The organism is Ruegeria sp. HKCCD7181 (assembly GCF_057221055.1).
This window is the reverse complement of record NZ_JBWVBC010000012.1, coordinates 83,488-100,904: the sequence shown is the minus strand read 5'-3', so window position 1 is coordinate 100,904 and position 17,417 is coordinate 83,488. Positions and strand designations below refer to the sequence as shown.

General features: G+C 58.2%; 20 protein-coding genes. 7 read left to right on the top strand and 13 right to left on the bottom strand.

What is annotated here, in order from left to right:
- Position 1 precedes the first annotated feature (1 nt).
- On the top strand, positions 2 to 529 hold the full coding sequence (locus AC2TCY_RS19935) for a L,D-transpeptidase family protein (protein ID WP_480850110.1): 528 nt from the start codon (positions 2 to 4) through the stop codon (positions 527 to 529).
- Here the strand turns inward: AC2TCY_RS19935 and AC2TCY_RS19930 are convergent.
- A complete protein-coding gene (locus AC2TCY_RS19930; RefSeq protein WP_480850108.1) occupies positions 526 to 879 on the bottom strand; it encodes a hypothetical protein in 354 nt (117 codons plus the stop codon). The genes AC2TCY_RS19935 and AC2TCY_RS19930 overlap by 4 nt on opposite strands.
- A 213-nt stretch (positions 880 to 1,092) precedes the next feature.
- Between AC2TCY_RS19930 and AC2TCY_RS19925 the strand changes: the two genes are divergently transcribed.
- Entirely contained in the window at positions 1,093 to 2,082 is a 990-nt protein-coding gene (locus tag AC2TCY_RS19925) for a glutathione S-transferase family protein (protein WP_480850106.1), read from the top strand.
- On the opposite strand, the gene AC2TCY_RS19920 is transcribed toward AC2TCY_RS19925, so the two are convergent.
- Positions 2,064 to 2,426: a response regulator transcription factor gene (locus AC2TCY_RS19920; protein ID WP_480850104.1), complete on the bottom strand. Its 363-nt coding sequence runs from the start codon at positions 2,424 to 2,426 to the stop codon at positions 2,064 to 2,066. The genes AC2TCY_RS19925 and AC2TCY_RS19920 overlap by 19 nt on opposite strands.
- A gap of 184 nt (positions 2,427 to 2,610) precedes the next feature.
- Between AC2TCY_RS19920 and cobD the strand changes: the two genes are divergently transcribed.
- The 3 genes from cobD to AC2TCY_RS19905 are packed head-to-tail and all read left to right on the top strand — an operon-like array spanning position 2,611 to position 5,665.
- Positions 2,611 to 3,573 carry a threonine-phosphate decarboxylase CobD gene (gene cobD, locus AC2TCY_RS19915; RefSeq protein ID WP_480850102.1) on the top strand — a complete coding sequence of 321 codons (963 nt, stop codon included), beginning with the start codon at positions 2,611 to 2,613 and terminating at the stop codon, positions 3,571 to 3,573.
- Complete coding sequence (gene cbiB, locus AC2TCY_RS19910; RefSeq protein WP_480850100.1) at positions 3,570 to 4,490, top strand: adenosylcobinamide-phosphate synthase CbiB; 921 nt, start codon at positions 3,570 to 3,572, stop codon at positions 4,488 to 4,490. The genes cobD and cbiB overlap by 4 nt, the downstream gene beginning before the upstream one ends.
- Before the next feature lie 11 nt (positions 4,491 to 4,501).
- Entirely contained in the window at positions 4,502 to 5,665 is a 1,164-nt protein-coding gene (locus AC2TCY_RS19905; protein WP_480850098.1) for a lytic murein transglycosylase, read from the top strand.
- Between the two features lie 8 nt (positions 5,666 to 5,673).
- Here AC2TCY_RS19905 and AC2TCY_RS19900 read toward each other — a convergent pair whose 3' ends face one another.
- From AC2TCY_RS19900 to AC2TCY_RS19880, 5 genes are all read right to left on the bottom strand, one after another.
- Positions 5,674 to 6,792, bottom strand: a complete 1,119-nt coding sequence (locus AC2TCY_RS19900) for an aminotransferase (RefSeq protein WP_480850096.1) — start codon at positions 6,790 to 6,792, stop codon at positions 5,674 to 5,676.
- Between the two features lie 93 nt (positions 6,793 to 6,885).
- The gene (locus tag AC2TCY_RS19895; protein ID WP_480850095.1) at positions 6,886 to 7,236 is read right to left on the bottom strand and encodes a hypothetical protein; all 351 of its coding nucleotides are present in this window, start codon (positions 7,234 to 7,236) and stop codon (positions 6,886 to 6,888) included.
- Between the two features lie 54 nt (positions 7,237 to 7,290).
- Positions 7,291 to 10,746 carry a chromosome segregation SMC family protein gene (locus AC2TCY_RS19890; protein ID WP_480850094.1) on the bottom strand — a complete coding sequence of 1,152 codons (3,456 nt, stop codon included), beginning with the start codon at positions 10,744 to 10,746 and terminating at the stop codon, positions 7,291 to 7,293.
- Positions 10,747 to 10,884: 138 nt separating this feature from the next.
- Positions 10,885 to 11,292 carry a hypothetical protein gene (locus tag AC2TCY_RS19885; protein ID WP_480850093.1) on the bottom strand — a complete coding sequence of 136 codons (408 nt, stop codon included), beginning with the start codon at positions 11,290 to 11,292 and terminating at the stop codon, positions 10,885 to 10,887.
- A 43-nt stretch (positions 11,293 to 11,335) separates the two neighbouring features.
- Positions 11,336 to 12,529 carry an aminotransferase-like domain-containing protein gene (locus tag AC2TCY_RS19880; RefSeq protein ID WP_480850092.1) on the bottom strand — a complete coding sequence of 398 codons (1,194 nt, stop codon included), beginning with the start codon at positions 12,527 to 12,529 and terminating at the stop codon, positions 11,336 to 11,338.
- A 157-nt stretch (positions 12,530 to 12,686) separates the two neighbouring features.
- On the opposite strand from AC2TCY_RS19880, the gene AC2TCY_RS19875 reads away from it, so the two are divergent.
- A complete protein-coding gene (locus AC2TCY_RS19875) occupies positions 12,687 to 13,457 on the top strand; it encodes an FCD domain-containing protein (RefSeq protein ID WP_480850090.1) in 771 nt (256 codons plus the stop codon).
- 300 nt (positions 13,458 to 13,757) lie between these two features.
- Here the strand turns inward: AC2TCY_RS19875 and AC2TCY_RS19870 are convergent, their stop codons facing one another.
- The 5 genes from AC2TCY_RS19870 to AC2TCY_RS19850 all read right to left on the bottom strand — a co-directional run bounded on the left by AC2TCY_RS19870 (position 13,758) and on the right by AC2TCY_RS19850 (position 16,328).
- A complete protein-coding gene (locus tag AC2TCY_RS19870; RefSeq protein ID WP_480850088.1) occupies positions 13,758 to 14,318 on the bottom strand; it encodes a F0F1 ATP synthase subunit B in 561 nt (186 codons plus the stop codon).
- Positions 14,319 to 14,323: 5 nt separating this feature from the next.
- A complete protein-coding gene (locus AC2TCY_RS19865) occupies positions 14,324 to 14,875 on the bottom strand; it encodes a F0F1 ATP synthase subunit B' (protein ID WP_480850087.1) in 552 nt (183 codons plus the stop codon).
- Positions 14,876 to 14,961: 86 nt separating this feature from the next.
- On the bottom strand, positions 14,962 to 15,186 hold the full coding sequence (locus AC2TCY_RS19860; RefSeq protein WP_005981269.1) for a F0F1 ATP synthase subunit C: 225 nt from the start codon (positions 15,184 to 15,186) through the stop codon (positions 14,962 to 14,964).
- 48 nt (positions 15,187 to 15,234) lie between these two features.
- Complete coding sequence (locus AC2TCY_RS19855) at positions 15,235 to 15,993, bottom strand: F0F1 ATP synthase subunit A (protein ID WP_058278975.1); 759 nt, start codon at positions 15,991 to 15,993, stop codon at positions 15,235 to 15,237.
- 2 nt (positions 15,994 to 15,995) lie between these two features.
- Complete coding sequence (locus AC2TCY_RS19850; RefSeq protein WP_480430820.1) at positions 15,996 to 16,328, bottom strand: AtpZ/AtpI family protein; 333 nt, start codon at positions 16,326 to 16,328, stop codon at positions 15,996 to 15,998.
- 231 nt (positions 16,329 to 16,559) lie between these two features.
- Here AC2TCY_RS19850 and AC2TCY_RS19845 point away from each other — a divergent pair, with 231 nt between their 5' ends.
- Positions 16,560 to 16,892, top strand: a complete 333-nt coding sequence (locus tag AC2TCY_RS19845; RefSeq protein ID WP_480850084.1) for an ArsR/SmtB family transcription factor — start codon at positions 16,560 to 16,562, stop codon at positions 16,890 to 16,892.
- Between the two features lie 3 nt (positions 16,893 to 16,895).
- On the opposite strand, the gene AC2TCY_RS19840 is transcribed toward AC2TCY_RS19845, so the two are convergent.
- Complete coding sequence (locus AC2TCY_RS19840) at positions 16,896 to 17,309, bottom strand: universal stress protein (RefSeq protein WP_480850082.1); 414 nt, start codon at positions 17,307 to 17,309, stop codon at positions 16,896 to 16,898.
- Between the last annotated feature and the right edge of the window lie 108 nt (positions 17,310 to 17,417).

Below are 17,417 nucleotides of genomic sequence, written 5' to 3'. Positions count from 1 at the left end.
TGTGCGCCGTCTGGTTGCAGCATGTCTTCTGGTGATTGTGGCAGGCGGGGCTTGGGTCGGTTGGCACCGCTATGGCCCACGCCCTGACGCGCCACCTTTGGCCCCTGAGGCTGATCGGGTCGACTACATTCTGATCGAGAAATCGGCGCGGCGCCTGACGGCTTCATTGAACGGAAACACCGTGATCGAGACCGACATCGCGCTGGGTTTCGCACCCGAAGGCGACAAGGTCATGGAAGGCGATGGCAAAACACCTGAAGGCGTTTTCACCATAAATCGCCGCAATCCTCAAAGCGCTTTTCATCTGTCACTCGGGCTTGATTATCCGCAGCCAGAGGACGTTGCCCGGGCAAAACAGCAAGGTATCAATCCCGGCGGAGATATTTTCATTCACGGGCAACCCAACGGGGTCAATGGTCTGACACTGCCGGGCGATTGGACCGCGGGATGTATCGCGGTGTCGAATAAAGAAATGGCACAGCTATGGCGATTGACCGCCAATGGCACAAAGGTGGAAATCCGGCCTTAGTCGTCTTTCCCTAACAAGGCGATGGGTGCATCCGGTGCACGGTAGAAATCCAACGGAGCCTTGTCGGCTGCAACGGTGTTGCGCTTGAACTCATACCGCATCTCGCCCGCCTCTTCCTCATCCGCAATGATCAAACATTGGTAGAGATGGTTCGCACCGTCAAAAATATCCACCAACCCGCGCAAGCGAGGCGTTGTCGCCGCCTCGACTGAAAACCCGTCCTTCCACAATTTCAGGATTTTGAAGGTATTGTCGCCCAGTTGCACCCGTAAACGGCTGGTTTTTTTAAGTGTGGCGATTCGTGCTGCATCCAGTTCGGCGCGCATTTCCTTTGAAACATAGGTACTCATACAAAAAATCCCTTCTGGATGCTCTTTATTGTGGGGCCTGTTATGTAAAAATCTAGTGAACCGCGTCACTTCGCTTGATCAGCAGGCTACCTGTTGCACAGACATCCCAACGCCGGATGTGCATCGGCGCAGGCCATCTGCGCGTTGCGAACAATAGGCGCCAGCCGGGCACTGCCCTAACTTGCAGGGTGACTGAAGAACGGAGGTACGCAGATGGGATTGCTCGTCGACGGTGTTTGGCACGATCGCTGGTATGACACGAAATCGAACGATGGCGCGTTCAAACGATCCGCCGCGCAATTTCGCAACTGGATCACCGAAGACGGAAGTGCCGGACCATCGGGCAAGGCTGGGTTCAGGGCAGAAAGCGACCGCTATCATCTCTATGTCAGCCACGCTTGCCCCTGGGCTCACCGCACGCTGATCTTTCGCGAATTGAAAGGATTGAGCGATCATATCCAGGTTTCGGTCGTGCATCCTGACATGCTGGATCGAGGCTGGACATTCGAGACGGATGAACACGGCGCAACTGGCGATCCTTTGTTTGGGTTCGACTATGCGCATCAGATATACACCCGCGCTGACCCCACCTATTCCGGGCGCGTGACGGTACCTATCCTGTGGGACAAGCACCAACAGACCATCGTTTCGAACGAAAGTTCCGAGATCATCCGCATGTTCAACTCGGCCTTCAACGGAATTACCGGCAACGCTGACGACTACTGGCCCGAAACCATGCGAGACGACATCGAAGAGGTGAACTCGCGCATCTATTCCGACGTCAACAACGGTGTCTACAAGTCCGGTTTTGCCACATCGCAGGCCGCCTATGATGCGGCCGTGCGCCCTCTGTTCGATACGCTGGACTGGCTGGAAATCAGACTGGCCTCAAACCGCTATCTCATGGGTGATCGCATCACCGAGGCCGACTGGCGGCTGTTTACAACCCTGATCCGCTTCGACCCTGTCTATCACTTGCATTTCAAGTGCAATCGCAAACGGCTGATCGATTATCCCAATTTGTGGGCCTTTACGCGCGAGCTGTATCAATGGCCTGGCGTCGCGCAAACGGTGAACATGGAGCATATCGTGCGCCACTATCACTTCAGCCACGACAGCATCAACCCGCACCGCATTATTCCGGTAAACCCTGTGCTGGATTACATGGAGCCCCACGGGCGCGGTCAGCGGCCCGCTGCGTAATGCTCGACCATCGCCGCCAGATCTTCTGGCGGCGTGCTACTCTGCACATAGGCGCAGGCATTGGGGCTGTGGGCAAAGATTGACCCATCCGAAAAGAAGGTGGTGTTGGTAACAAAGATCACCCGCGCCTCGGGGCGGCGATAGCTGGCGAAATCAGCCACTGCGAACGCGCTGCCGCTTTCCAACACCAGATCCAACACGATAATATCAAAGGCCGTGCCATAGAGCGCCAGAATTGCGGCCTCCTGTGTTTCGACCAGCGTGACTTCGGCCCCCTGCCTTTGCAGATGCCGTTGCCAAACCCGACCCAAGTCGGGGTTACTCTCAACAATCAGTACTTTCATTTGCAACAACCTCGGCACATGATAAGACGAGTGGTGCCGACCCCTATGGTCTGTGATCACGTCATTTCGTTAACAAAGTGTTAATAACCAACTGTGCGAGCGCTGCTCACGCGGATTTGCTTGTGCAGACGGCAAAAATCCGCTTGAAGCAGGGCAAATTGACACTTTTCGGCAAAGATCACTAATGCAGCGACTCGATGAATTGAACCCGCGCGCCGCGCGTGACCACGGTGGTGGCCTGGATGCGGCCATGGCCGAATATGGCGGAAATCGCGAGGATTGGCTGGATTTGTCGACAGGCATCAACCCCTTGCCATTTGCGGTTTCCGAGCTTTTGCCGTCGGACTGGACCGAGCTTCCGGATCATGGCGCATTTGAGGCTCTGACCGAAGCGGCCAGACGGTTCTGGCAGGTCCCTGAGGACGCTTCCCTTCTACCGGCACCCGGCGCTTCGGCCGTTATCGCTCGGCTTCCAGCGTTAGCTGCGCCGGGTCGGGTACAAATCACTGCCCCCACCTATAACGAACATGCCGCTGCATTTCGGTCGCAGGGGTGGGACGTGCAGCCGGACGGGCCAGCTGACGCACGCGTCATCGTGCATCCGAACAATCCCGATGGGCACCTCTGGCAGTCGATGGACGCAAATGCCAAGCTGACCGTGATCGACGAAAGCTTTTGCGACGTAACGCCCGAGGCTTCACTGATCCACCTAGCGGACCAATCGGGTGTGATCATCCTCAAAAGCTTCGGAAAATTCTGGGGGCTGGCGGGGCTGCGGCTGGGCTTTGCCATCGGTCGGCCGGACCTGATCACGCGGCTAAACGATCTGACAGGACCGTGGGCTGTATCCGGACCCGCCCTTAGGATCGGCACTCAAGCCTTGCAGGACTTTGACTGGGCCGACGCCACCCGCACCCGGTTGGCCAAGGATGCCGAGCGTCTGGACAGGCTGGTCACAGCCCGAGGCGCGCAGCTGGTCGGAGGAACCAGTTTGTTCCGCCTCTATCAAGTCGACAACGCCGCAGACTGGCAGGACCGGCTGGCCCGCGCTCATATCTGGAGCCGGGTATTCCCCTATTCCACAACCTTTCTGCGCCTCGGCCTGCCACCCAACGATGGCTGGGCCAAAGTGGAGGCCGCCCTGTGAGCACCGTCTTCCTGCTCGTTTGCGCCTTGTGTCTGGACGCGACGTTGGGTGAGCCCAACTGGTTGTGGTCCCGTATCCGCCATCCGGCGGTGATGATCGGTAAAGCGATAGGCTGGCTGGACAATCGCCTGAACCATGGCAAGTATCGAAAGTTCAAGGGTATTGCCGTAACCGCATTACTGGTGATTGCCGCAGTGGCAGCGGGCAACCTATTGGCACTCTTCGGCCCTCTGGTTGAGATCGTGATCTGCGCCATCCTGCTAGCGCAGAAATCACTGGTAAGCCACGTCCGTGATGTGGGTGACGGCCTGCGCAGCTCTCTGCCAGAGGGGCGGGCCAAGGTAGCCCTCATCGTCTCGCGCGACACACGGGACATGACGCAGGCGCAAGTTGCCCGCTCTGCCGTCGAAAGCGCGGCAGAAAACCTCAGCGATGGGGTCATTGCACCTGCCTTTTGGTTTCTTGTTGCCGGACTGCCGGGGTTGCTGGTCTACAAGGCCATCAACACCGCGGACAGCATGATCGGCTACCGCAACGAAAAATATCGGGAGTTTGGCTGGGCGGCGGCGCGTCTTGACGACGTACTGAACCTGATTCCCGCACGGTTGACCTGCGTGATGATCGTTGCGCTGACCCGCCAATGGGCGCGCTGGACCGAACTGGTTGCAGACGCGCGCCGCCACATCTCGCCAAACGCAGGCTGGCCCGAAGCCGCGATGGCGCGCGCGCTAAACGTCGCGCTGGCCGGACCGCGCAGCTATGACGGGCACGTTCGTGAACTGGCCTGGGTCAACGGTGAGGCTCGCCGGGAGATCGGCGCATACGAGGTTTTCCGCGCATGCGACATGCTATGGCAGGTCTGGGGGCTTGCGCTCGGCCTCTTGTCGGTGTCGGTTGTCCTTAACTTCGTTTTCTAAAGGACCTGCCGATGCGCATCCTCTCTGGCCTAGTCGCCGCTGCTCTATTGACGTCACCCGCCTTTGCCCAATGCGGCGGCGGTTTCAATTCATTCATCAAAGAGCTAAAGGCCGAGGCCGTTCAACAAGGGTTCGACCAATCCACTGTGAACGCGTTCTTCCAAGGCGCGCAACAAGACAACGCAGTACTGAAAGCCGACCGCGCGCAGGGAGTTTTTCAGAAACCGTTCATCGAATTCTCGCGCCGCTTGATCTCGGCCAACCGGATCGAGCGCGGGCAGGCCATGTCGCGAAAATACGACGCAATTTTTGACCGGATTGAGGCCGATTACGGCGTCCCGCGTGGCGTGCTGCTGGCGTTCTGGGCGTTCGAAACCGATTACGGCGCGTTTCAGGGAGATTTCAACACCCGCAACGCGCTGGTGACGCTGGCGCATGACTGCCGCCGGCCCGAGCTGTTCCGACCACAGATATTCGCAGCCATCGAGCTGTATGATCAGGGCAACTTTGACCCCAGCCGCACGACCGGCGCCTGGGCCGGGGAAATCGGCATGGTACAGATGCTGCCGCGCGATATTCTTGAGAACGGCGTTGATGGCGACGGCGACGGCAAGGTGTCCTTGAAAACATCGGCCCCGGACGCGCTGATGTCCGGTGCCAAGATGCTGTCGCACCTGGGCTGGCAACCCGGTCAGCCGTGGCTGCAAGAAGTGACAGTTCCTGCGCAAATGGACTGGTCGTTGTCGGGCCCCGGCAAAGCTCGGTCAGTGTCCGACTGGCAGGCAATGGGTGTCCAGGCACGCAGCGGGTCATTGACCAACCTGCCCGCCTCGCTGATCCTGCCGCAGGGGCATAACGGGCCCGCCTTTCTGGCCTATCCGAATTTCGACGTCTATTTCGAATGGAACCAAAGCTTTGTCTACGTCCTGACCGCCGCCTATTTCGGCACCCGTCTGGAGGGCGCGCAGATCTATGACGCGGGCAATCCGGCACAGGGGCTGTCGGGGGTGCAAATGAAGCAGTTGCAGAGCAAACTACAAGCGCGTGGGTACGATGTCGGCAAGATCGACGGCATTCTGGGTGCAGGCACACGCGCTGCGGTTCAGGCGGAACAGGCCCGGCTGGGCTTGCCTGCCGATGCGTGGCCAACGGCTGACCTGCTGAACCGGCTCTGAAATGTTAGTCAGTGCCGGGCCAGAAACTCGGAGACGCGCGCCAGCCCTTCCCTCAGGACTTCGGGGCCATTGGCATAACCGATGCGCAGATACCCTTCCATATGCAGGGCTGAGCCGGGCGTGAACATCACACCGGTTTCTTGCAATAGGGCGACACAGAACTCGCGCGACGGCATCGGAAGATCGTATTTCAACAATGCCGTTGTTCCGGAACGGGGTTTAACCCAGGAAATCTTTGGTTCAGCCTCGACCCAATCCGAAAGAATCCTGAGATTGCCGCGCGTAATCTGATGGCTGCGGGCCAGGATTGCATCCTGGTGCTCGAGCGCCAGCGTCGCAAAATGGTCATCGATCATACCAACCGAGATTGTGTCATAGTCACGATGAATCGAGATCTCTTCGATCAGCGCCTCAGGTGCGACCACCCAGCCCAGCCGCAATCCGGCTAGCGAATAGGCCTTCGACATACTCGCCGTGCCGATGCCTTTTTCATAGACCTCGACAATCGAAGCCGTAATGCCGTCGCCGTCCTGATCTGTGCCGCGATAGACCTCGTCACATAGCACCCATGCGTCAGCCTCCCGGGCAATTTCGGCAATCTCCACAAGCATCTCACGTGGGATCAAAGCGCCTGTGGGATTATTCGGGTTGTTCAGTGCTATCAACCGCGTATCGGGCGTGACCATCGTGCGCAGCGCGTCCAGATCGGGCAGCCAACCATCCTCTTCCCGCAGGTTCAGGTGTTCGACTTTAGCGCCAATGCTGGCGGGGATCGAGTAGTGTTGCTGATAGGTGGGCACTACCGCAACCACGTGATCACCGGGGCTGACCAGTGTTTTATGCACCAGCATGTTCGCTCCGATGGTTCCATGGGTCACGATGGTATTTGCCGGTCGCTGGCCCGGATAAAGCCCCGCAATCGCCTGCCGCAATCGGTCCGACCCTACAATCGCTCCATAGGTCAGCTTCATCGACAGCAATTCAGACAGATCCGCGTTGTTCCGGCCTGCCAATTGCAGCAATTGATCGACGGTAATGCTTTCAACGCAGGTTTCGGCCAGATTCCAATCGCATTTGGTTTCCCATTCGTTCATCCAGAGCTCAACGCCGAAGGGTTCGATCTGCATTTCAGGCTTCCTGCTATCCGTGTGTCCCGTCGGTGATAGCTTGGATAACCAGTTGCTTCCAGCCGCGTTCAGATAAATATTATGCCGCCGGGATCACTCGGGGCGAACAGGATAACGGTTGCCCTTCTCATCAATCAATATCAGGCGCTCTCCGCTGCGCACATACAGGTCACACCGGCTGAACCCGTTGCGATACTGAATGCAAACGCTGCCGTCGTCCGCAATGCTATAAGTCCCGAAGGCCGATTCACCGCTGGCATAGGTATAAGAATAGGCCCCGCCTGCCGAGTATTTGGATCGACCATCGTCGTAGAAGGTTAGCGTGCGCCCGGCCAGCGCGGTCAGCTCCGCTGTGCTGAGAGGGACATCTCCGGGTTTCGTAGGCCATTCAGCAGCCCACAGTGGCGTCGCGGCGCAAACAGCAAGGATCAAGAAGCGGGTCATGCAGTCACCCTAGCCCGAGTAATGGCGAAACAGGCATAACGTTGCGGTGATGGGTCAGGCAACCATCTGTTCAGCCTTCTTCAGGTCTACTGACACCAGCTGGCTGACGCCCTGTTCCTGCATGGTCACACCAAACAACCTGTCCATACGTGCCATAGTCACCGCGTGGTGCGTGATGATCAGGAAACGGGTGTCGGTCTGGCGGCACATCTCGTCCAGCAGATCGCAGAAACGGGTGACATTGGCGTCGTCCAGCGGCGCGTCGACCTCGTCCAGCACACAGATGGGCGCGGGGTTGGCGAGGAAGACGCCGAAGATCAGCGCTGTTGCGGTCAAGGTCTGTTCCCCGCCCGACAGCAGGCTGAGTGTCGAGAGTTTCTTGCCCGGCGGCTGGCACATGATTTCCAGCCCTGCATCCAGCGGATCATCGCTTTCGACCATGACCAGATTGGCCTCGCCACCGCCAAACAGATGCTTGAACAGCATGGCGAAATTTGAATTCACCTGCTCAAACGCGGTAAGCAGGCGTTCCCGCCCTTCACGGTTGAGGCTGGAAATTCCGCTGCGCAGGGCTTTGATCGCCTCTTCCAGATCAGACTTTTCACTGTTCAGAGTGTCGAACTCTTCCTGAACCTCTTTGGCGTCCTCTTCGGCCCGCAGATTGACCGCGCCCATGGCGTCGCGCTGACGCTTGTGGCGGTTCACTTCTGCTTCCAGAGCATCTGCAGCAGGCATCTGATCGGGGTTCACGTCCAATTGGTTGAGCAGCTGGTTCGGCGTCAGCTGCTGGTCCTCGGCGATGCGTTCGGCAGCGGCGACAACGCTTTCTTTGGCCGCATCACAGCGCGCCTCGGCGGCCGCACGGCTTTCGCGAGCCTCAGAAGCCAGGCGCTCCGCCTCGCGTTCGGCCAACACGACCTCGCGCAGCTGAGTCTCGGCCCCGGCCAGCTTGTCGGCGGCTTCGGCGCGGCGGGCTTCTGCAGAATCGATCAGCTCGTTCAGCTCCTCACGTGCTTCGGCGATTTCGCTTGGGGCTGCCATGGCTTCGGTCAGTTCTTCCTGAGAGCTTTCCTTACGCTCGGCTAGTTCCGATATCCGCTTTTCCGCGCTGTCCAGACGGTGCCGCCAGCCGCTGAGATCTTTCGTGACCTCTTGCGTGCGTCTGGTTCGAGACTCGCCCTCTCGACGCAGCTCGTCATGGGTCGAGCGGTGGGTCAGCATAGTGATCCGCGCGGCCTCAACCGTTTGCTTGATGTCTTCGACCTGTGCGCGAGCGCTATCGAGGTCACCCAATCCGGTCAGCGCACCCTCCGCCTCGCGCAGCTGAGCGCGCGCGGACATGGCGTCTTCTTTGTGCCGGTTTACGGCCAAAGTCAGTGTTTCCAGCTTACCCTGTGCCAGATTGCGGTCCGCTTCGGCACGACTGAGCGCTCGGGCGGATTCGGCCATGCGCTGATCGGCTGCGCGGCGGGCTTCGCGTGCGCGACGGTCGGCCTCGGTCACGTCGGCCAATTGTTGGGACAAGGCCTCATGCGCAGCACGGGCACCTTCGGCCTGCGCCTCCGTGCGGGTGAGTTCCTGCTTCAGTGCTTCCAGCTTGTTGAGTTGCTCAAGGCGCAAGGCAGCTGCGCTTGGCGCATCCTCGGCCCAAGCCCGAAACCCATCCCAGCGCCACAGATCACCCGAACGCGACACCAGCCGCTGTCCAGGCTTAAGGGACGCCTGTAGGCGAGCACCCTGATCCGCGTCGACTAGCCCAATCTGCGCAATCCGACGGCTGAGCCGATCCGGACCCGAGACATGCAGTGCCAGTGGCTCTGCCCCATCAGGCAAAGGTTGATCCGAGTCGTACCCGGCGACCTGAACCCAGCCGGACGGGCCGTCGCCTTCGACCAATGGCGCGCGCAGGTCGTCAGCCAAGGCAGCGCCCAGCGCCTTTTCGAAACCAGGCGCCACACGAAGCAGGTCAAGTACCTGCCCGCCCTCGGCGGTGTCGCGTTCGACTAGTTTTGCCAACGCTGTGGTTTCGGCGCGAATGGCACCCAATTCACCCTCGGCTTCCGAGCGCTGCGCGCGGGCCTCGGCCTCGCGTGCTTGTGTTTCGCCCCGCAACTCATCGGCAGCGGCCAGCGCCTCGTCGGCTGCTTCAGCAGCTTCGCGCGCTTCTTCTTCGGCTTCCTGCGCTGCTTCAAACGCCTCGCCGGTTTGGGTCAGGGCCGTGCGGGCTTCGTTTACTGCGGCCTTTGCCTTTTCCTCTTCCGCCTCAGATCGCGCCAACGTCTTGCGACTGTCCTCGACCAAACGCTGCGCCGATTGATGGCGAGCGACGAGGCGGGCCGTGTCCTCTGTCTCCTGCGACAGATGCTCTTCTCGTTCCTGCAATACAGCCGCTGCCTCATGGGCAATCTCTGCAGCTTCGGCAAGTTTGTCGTCGTGCCCTTCGGCGGCCTTGGTCAGTTCGCGGGCTTCCCATTCCAGGCGCTCGATCATCTCGCCCGCATCCCGGTTCAACCCGGCCTCGCGTTCAATGTCGTTGGCAAGCTGTTGGATACGGTTGCTCAGCGTTTCGATGGTTTGGCGCGCGCGGGTTTCCTGATCGGTCAAGGCGTCGCGTTGCACTTGCTGGCGTTGCAGGACGGCAGCTGCAATAGCCTCTTCCTCGCGCAACGGCGGCAAAATCTCTTCAATTCCGGAGCGTTTGGCAGCAGCTTCACGAGCTTCAGCCTCGGCGCGAGAGGCCTCAGTGATGCGATCGCGCAGTTTTTCTTCAGCCTGCTGACGGGCCATGTCGGCCTCTTTCCAGCGGCGATACAAAAGCATGCCTTCAGCCTGGCGCAGCTGTTCTCCAATCTCACGGTATCGTGCGGCCTGGCGGGCTTGGCGAGCCAACTGCGCAAGCTGTGTTCCCAATTGCTCCAACACGTCGTCAACGCGTGTGAGATTGGATTCGGTGCCTTTCAGCTTCAACTCGGCCTCATGCCGACGCTGGTAGAGGCCCGAGATTCCTGCAGCTTCTTCCAGAATGCGACGGCGCGCGCGCGGCTTGGCGTTGATCAGTTCGGCAATGCGGTTCTGCCCTACCAGAGCAGGCGAATGTGCGCCGGTTGAAGCGTCGGCAAACAGCATCTGCACGTCGCGGGCACGAACATCTTTGCCGTTGGTCTTGTAGGCACTGCCCACGTCGCGGGTGATGCGGCGAACGATCTCCAGCTGATCGCTATCGTTGAAGCCCGATGGCGCCAAGCGTTCGGAATTATCCAGCGTCAAAACCACTTCGGCAAAATTGCGCGCCGGGCGCGTGGCAGCGCCTGCAAAAATCACATCCTCCATCGCGCCGCCGCGCATGGATTTGGGGCGGTTTTCACCCATGACCCAACGCAAAGCTTCCAGAAGATTGGATTTGCCGCAGCCGTTCGGACCAACCACGCCAGTCAACCCGTCCGCGATGATCAGGTCGGTCGGATCAACAAAGCTTTTAAAGCCGGTCAGTTTAAGTTTGCTGAATCGCAAAGGCTGCTATCCGTGATTCCTATGGTCAGGAAGTCTGCGCAACGGAAGGGCCCTGAGTCAACGCAGTTGCGCAGGATATGGGATTTTGGGCGGAGTTATCCACAACATCTTGCAGAAATGTACCGAAAACCGCTCGTTTCAATAGGGGGTGCATTCGAACACCTGATATCCGTAATCATTGCCGATACCTTCATAGAGGCCATAGTCGATACATTCATAATTCGGCGTCGACACCGCAGTCAGAAGCAGCCGTTCACCGGCTTCGCGATCACATCCAAGGACACCAATTGTGACGGCAGCATCGCCCAGAACATCCAGAATGGGACAACCGGACACCTGCGCCATGGCCAAAGCAGCCCGATCCCGGATCGGACCCAATCGCGGGGCGTATTGCGCGTTCACCCGTACCGCTTCGGCCAAATCGCCCCGCACGCGCACATCAAACACGCTGCCGTTCACCGCAACTCGGGTCGCCGGCAAATCGCGAAAGTGGGGTGTACCTGCCGAGCAAGCGGCCAGAAGGATCAGTGCGAAGAACCGGGTCATGCCGCAGCTATGACCCGATATGGTTAACAGAACGTTTCCCGGTTCAGCTGCGCAAGACTTCTCCCAAACGTTTTATCCCCTCGCGGATTGTTTCCTCGTCCGAGTTCGAAAAGCTCAGTCGAATTGTATTTTCGCCGGAGCCGTCCGGGAAAAAAGCCTGTCCGGGCACGAAGGCCACTTTGACCGTTTCGAGAGCGCGCGCCAGCAAGTCGGCACCGCTAAGACCTTTCGGCAATGTCACCCAGACGAACATTCCACCTTCGGGTTTTGTCCAATCCACACCTTCAGGCATGTATTCCGACAAGGCAGCAAGCATTGCGTCGCGCCGGCGGCTGTATATACGGCGCAACATTGGGATGTGAGTCTCGAAACTGGCCTGCGCTACCTGGTGAACAGCCATCTGATTGATCGTGGCCGAATGCAGGTCAGCAGCTTGTTTCATCAAAACAAGCTGCGAGATCACTGGTCTGGACGCGACCACCCAACCCAACCGCAATCCTGGTGACAAGGTTTTCGAGAAGCTGCCGCAATACACTGTTTGGCAAGCTTCGATCGAACCCTTGCGCGCGATCTCCAACGCCAGAACCGGCGGGATCGGATCTCCATCGTAGCGAAGCGCCTGATAGGCACCGTCCTCGATAACCGCGCAGTCGAGCTGATCCGCCAGATCAAGCAGAGCTTCGCGACCGCGCCGATCCACCGTCTCACCTGTTGGATTGGCGAAGTCGGGCGACAGATAGGCGAACTTGACTGCGCCTTCGCCGGCGGCTTCCCGGTATTCCGACGCGCCGCGATTGCCATTGATTCTGAGCCGGTCAAAGCGCGGTTCATAAGCATTAAAGGCGGCTAACGCGCCCAGGTAAGTGGGCCAGCCGACCAATGCTGTATCGCCCGGCGAAAGAAACAGCTTACCCAAGTAGTCGAGCGCCTGCTGCGACCCGGAAGTGATCAACACATTGTCTTCGCTGCAATCAATTCCGATATCGCGCATATGTTCGGCGATCCACTGCCGCAATGGAAGGTGACCTTCGCTGACGGAGTATTGCAACGCCTGAGCTTGCTGTTCAGGCCCGAGAGCCAGTTGGAATGCCTGTGCAAACGCATCCGTTGGAAACAACTCAGGATCGGGAATGCCGCCTGCGAAAGAAATAATGCCGGGCTGATCGAGCAGTTTCAGAAGTTCGCGGATTTCGGATGCCTTCATCCGCGATACACGTGTGGCGAACAATTGATCCATTTGGCGGTCCTCCCTTGCCCGATGACCGGTGCAGGCTATTGATGAAGGAATTAAAGTCAATAATGCTGACCTAATGTTTCAGGGATCGTGATTGGGTTTCTTGAATCGAGATCGAATACGTGGTCATGTAATTTGACCAATTTGAAATGATGACACGATGCCCTTCCAGAAAGTCCAGACCGAGAAACTGTCCCTTGCGGTTGTCCGACAAATCGAACTGTTGATCCTGCGCGGTATCCTCCGCCCTGGTGAGCGCCTGCCGCCCGAGCGCGAGTTGGCCGAGCGGTTGGGCGTATCTCGCCCATCGTTGCGCGAGGCTATTTCAGACCTGCAGGAACAAGGGTTGCTGGCTGCCAAGGCCGGTTCCGGTATCTATGTCGCCGAAGTTCTGGGATCGGCTTTTTCTCCGGCATTAATCCGACTGTTCAGTAGCCATGATGAGGCAGTGTTCGACTACTTGTCGTTTCGGCGGGATATGGAAGGATTGGCAGCCGAGCGTGCTGCGCGCCTGGGTTCGGAAAGCGACCTAAAAGTCGTGCAGGCGATCTTCGATAAGATGGAGATGGCACATGATCGCAACGCGGCCGAGGAAGAAGCCCATCTGGACGCTCAGTTCCACATGGCAATTATCGACGCCAGCCATAACGTGGTGATGCTGCACATGATGCGGTCGATGTTCGATCTGTTGCGTCAGGGCGTATTTTATAACCGCCAGATAATGTTCCAGCAGCGCACGACACGCGACGCCATCCTGAATCAGCACCGTGCAATCAATATGGCACTGCAGGAGCGCGACCCGAGGGGCGCACGGCTTGCGGTTGAGCAGCACCTGAACTTCGTCGAAAGCTGCATGGCGGATCAGCAGAAAGCGATCCGCAATGAGGCGATTGCGCGGCAACGCTTGGAACATGAAACTGGTCCGCGCTGATATTTTTCGGGAATATACCGAGATCATATCCGGTTCTTCGCCCCGCTACACTCCGAATTGACTGAAAAAGCTGCATTGCTGCGATCATCGGAATGGTTGCACAGGGTACCGCCATACTGCGGTTCTATCTCGTCGAAAATCGTGGTCATAACCACGATGACTAGATCACGCACCACCCGGTTCTGTGGATTGCTATATACTCTTTTTCCTTGCCTGCGTTGATGTACTGCCGGTTCAGGAAAAGAAAAACCCGAGAGCCAGTGGCTCTCGGGTCATGAGTTCCAAACATCGCGAAGGAAATTAGTGCAGCTTGGCACCAACATCGGCGATGGACGCATCGATCAGCTTGTTCGCTTGCGCAGCGGTCATTTGCTTGGCCAGAACCGCATTGGCGGCGGAAACCGCAACTGTGATCGCCTGATCACGGACTTCCTTGACTGCGGAAGCTTCAGCCGAAGCAATCTGATCCTGAGCCGCAGCCAGACGGCGGGCGATGGATTTTTCCAGATCAACCTTCGCCTGTTCAGCAGCCAGAATAGCGTCTTCTTTCGCCGCGGCCACGATGGCGTCCGCCTGACCCTGTACTTCGCGCTGCTTGCGCTCGTACGAGGCCAACAAAGTGCGGGCTTCTTCGTGCAGGGCACGGGCTTCATCCAGTTCGGATTTGATACCTGCGGCGCGGTTGTCCAGCGCACCACCGATCATGCCCGGCACCTTGAAATAGAACAGGACCGCGATGAAAACGATGAAGCCAAGAAGGACGACAAAGTCGGTGTTGCCAAGCGAGAAGAACGGGCCGCTTGCGGCGAATGCCGGGCTGGCCGCACCAAAGGTCAGGATAAGGGCAAGAGTGTTCCGCATGTCACTTATCCTTTCGTCTGCGCGTCAACTGCACTGTCGATGGCTTTGGCATCCGCCTCGCCGCCCAGTGCGGTAACCAGTTCAGCTGCCGTGTCCTTGGCAACCACTTGAATGCTTTCCAGCGCACCGGCACGGATGTCGGCAATTGCCTTTTCCGATTCAGCCGCTTTTGCAGCGATTTCTGCATCCGCCTTGGCAATCGCGTCATCCAGACCAGACTGGATTTCGGCGCGGGCTTCTGCTGCGATACGCTGTGCCTCAGAACGGGCATCGGCCAGCGCCTTGTTATAGGCCTCTTCGGCCTCGACCGCCTTGGCCTTCAGATCTTCGGCCGCAGCCAGGTCATTTGTAATGGTCCCCTGACGTTCAGCCAAGATTGCCGCGATGCGGGGCAGAGCCACGCGGGACAGGACCAGAAAGATGACGACCAGCGTAATGACCAGCCAGAAAATCTGGTTGGGGAACCAATCGAAGCAGAGCTGCGGCATCCCGATGGCGGAACCACCGGCGTCGACGCACGAGCCAACTACTTCTTCTGAAATGGGTTCAGTCGCCATGATGTCCTCCGTCGGAACGTTGTCTTTACAACAGGTGGGCCGCTATGGCTTGGACCCACCTGCGCGTAAGGATCAGGTTCCGCAGATTAGACGGCGAACATCAGCAGCAGCGAGACCAGGAATGCGAAGATCCCCAGGGCTTCTGCGAATGCGATACCGATGAACAGGGTTGCGGTCTGCGAAGCAGCCGCCGAAGGGTTGCGCAGGGCGCCGGCCAGGAAGTTGCCTGCAACGTTGCCCACCCCGATTGCGGCTGCGCCGGAACCGATTGCTGCCAGGCCTGCGCCGATGTGTGCGAGATCGCCTTCCATGATGTTTCTCCTTACGAATTGGAAGTTTCGATGTTGGGGTATCAGACCTTAGTGCGAAGGATGCAGCGCATCTTTCAGGTAAACACAGGTCAGAATGGTGAATACGTAGGCCTGAATGAAGGACACGAGGACCTCGAGGCCGTACATAGCGGTGATGGCCAGAACGGACACGGGCGAGATCACGGCGATCGCGGCGAAGCCTGCGAAAACCTTGATAACCGCGTGGCCTGCCATGACGTTACCGGCAAGACGAATTGAGTGGCTGACCGGACGTACGAAGTACGAGATCAGCTCGATGATCGCCAGAACAGGGCGCAGCGCCAGTGGCGCGCTGGACACCCAGAACAGGCCCAGGAAGCTCGCGCCGTTCTTTACGAAACCCAAAACGGTCACGGTCAGGAACACGGCCAGCGCCAGCGGGATTGTTACGGCGAAATGCGATGTGGTCGTGAACGACATCGGCAACATGCCCAGGAAGTTCGCGCAGACGATGAACATGAACAGGGTCATGACATAGGGGAAGTACTTGACGCCTTCCTTGCCGCAGATGTCTTCCAGCATCTTGTAGATGAAGCCATAGGCCAGCTCGGCCACCGACTGCATCCGGGTCGGAACAATCGCGCGCTTTGAGGTGCTGAGAACCAGCAGAGCAAAGATCGCAGCAATCGCCAGGAACAGCCATAAGGTCACGTTGGTGGGCGTGTACCATGCAATCGCACCGTCGCCGAACAACGGCTTGACGATGAACTGATCCATCGGATGGAAAACCAGGCTGCTGCCTTCTGCTGCGGTGGTCTCGGTCGCCACGTTCAGTCCCTTTCGTCCTTCTCGGCAGCCTCGGCTGCCGCTTGTTTCTCTTGAACCTCTTTCGCGCTGCGGAGCATAACCTTCACGCCCGCGACAAGGCCCAGCAATGTAAACAGCACCAGAAAGATCGGGATCGTCCCGAGCAGGCTGTCCAGCCCGTATCCGATGCCAAATCCGATCCCAAGACCGGAAACCATTTCGATGACCATCCTCCAGGCAAGTTCGCCCCCGGACACGTCAGCATCTGCACGAGGCTTCGGCGCTTTGGCCTTTTTCGCCGCCTCGATCTTAGCCTCAAGCTGCGCCATACGCTGCTTTTGGTCATCATCGGTCACGGGCGTTTTCCTCGCACAGTCTTGGGCACGGTGCTAAGGGGCGAGCAGCGCAGAGTCAACGGCATTGATCGCTTGATTTATTTCGGCTCAACATATTGGTTTTAAACATATTTACTGACCACACACGATGTCTCACTTTCGCTCTCCAAATGCAATTCTGGGTAAATTCGCTAAAACTGGATATTCAACCAAATGGTTGACCAAATCTGACCGCTGTGGTTCAGCGGTTTCATGTCCAATGATCTCGACACCGTGTTCGCCGCTCTTGCCGATCCTACTCGCCGCACCATTCTGGCAATGCTATTAGAAGATGATATGGCCGTCACTGATGTGGCCGAGCCGTTCGAAATGTCGCTGGCCGCGATCTCGAAACACCTGGTAATCCTGACAAAGGCAGGCCTGATATCTCAGGAAAAGCGCGGTCGGGTGAAATGGTGCAAACTAGAACCCGACGCGCTGCGCGCCGCGTCGGTCTGGATGCAGGGATTCGGGCAGTTCGAACCGGTTAACCTTGACGCCTTTGAACGTTTTCTTGCGGTCGAGTTACCCAACGAAGACCGCTGAGGCCTACCGAACAACAAATACTGACATTGTGGCATGTTTGGCCAAATAGCCAGCATGACTTGAGAAGATGTAATCCGTAATCCGAGGCGCATGGGTTCCAACAACGATCAGATCGGCGCCAATCTCCTCGGCAGCACGTGCCAAGTCACCATCCACTTCGGCAGCAACATCGGTAGAATGAATATTTCGAAAAGCGACTTTGGCACCGCTTTCCTTAGCGAGCTGCTCGGCAAAGGCACTGAGCGTTTCATGGATGGCCGCATCTGTCTGCACAACATCGCCTGGCTGTATTCCAGTCACGCTGACGACAGTGATCGTGGCGTTTTGCCATTTGGCCAGCTGCGCTGCGACATCTGCCGCCTTACGAACCTCGGGCGGCAAGTGGATATCGATCGGGAACATAATGTGGTTGAACATAAGTATCTCCCTTTCTGACCACACAATAGAGAACGCCGCGTCCGATGGCCTTGATATGCCTCAAGAGCCGCATTGCAGGTTGGTTCACTCGCAACATGCAGTAGCACC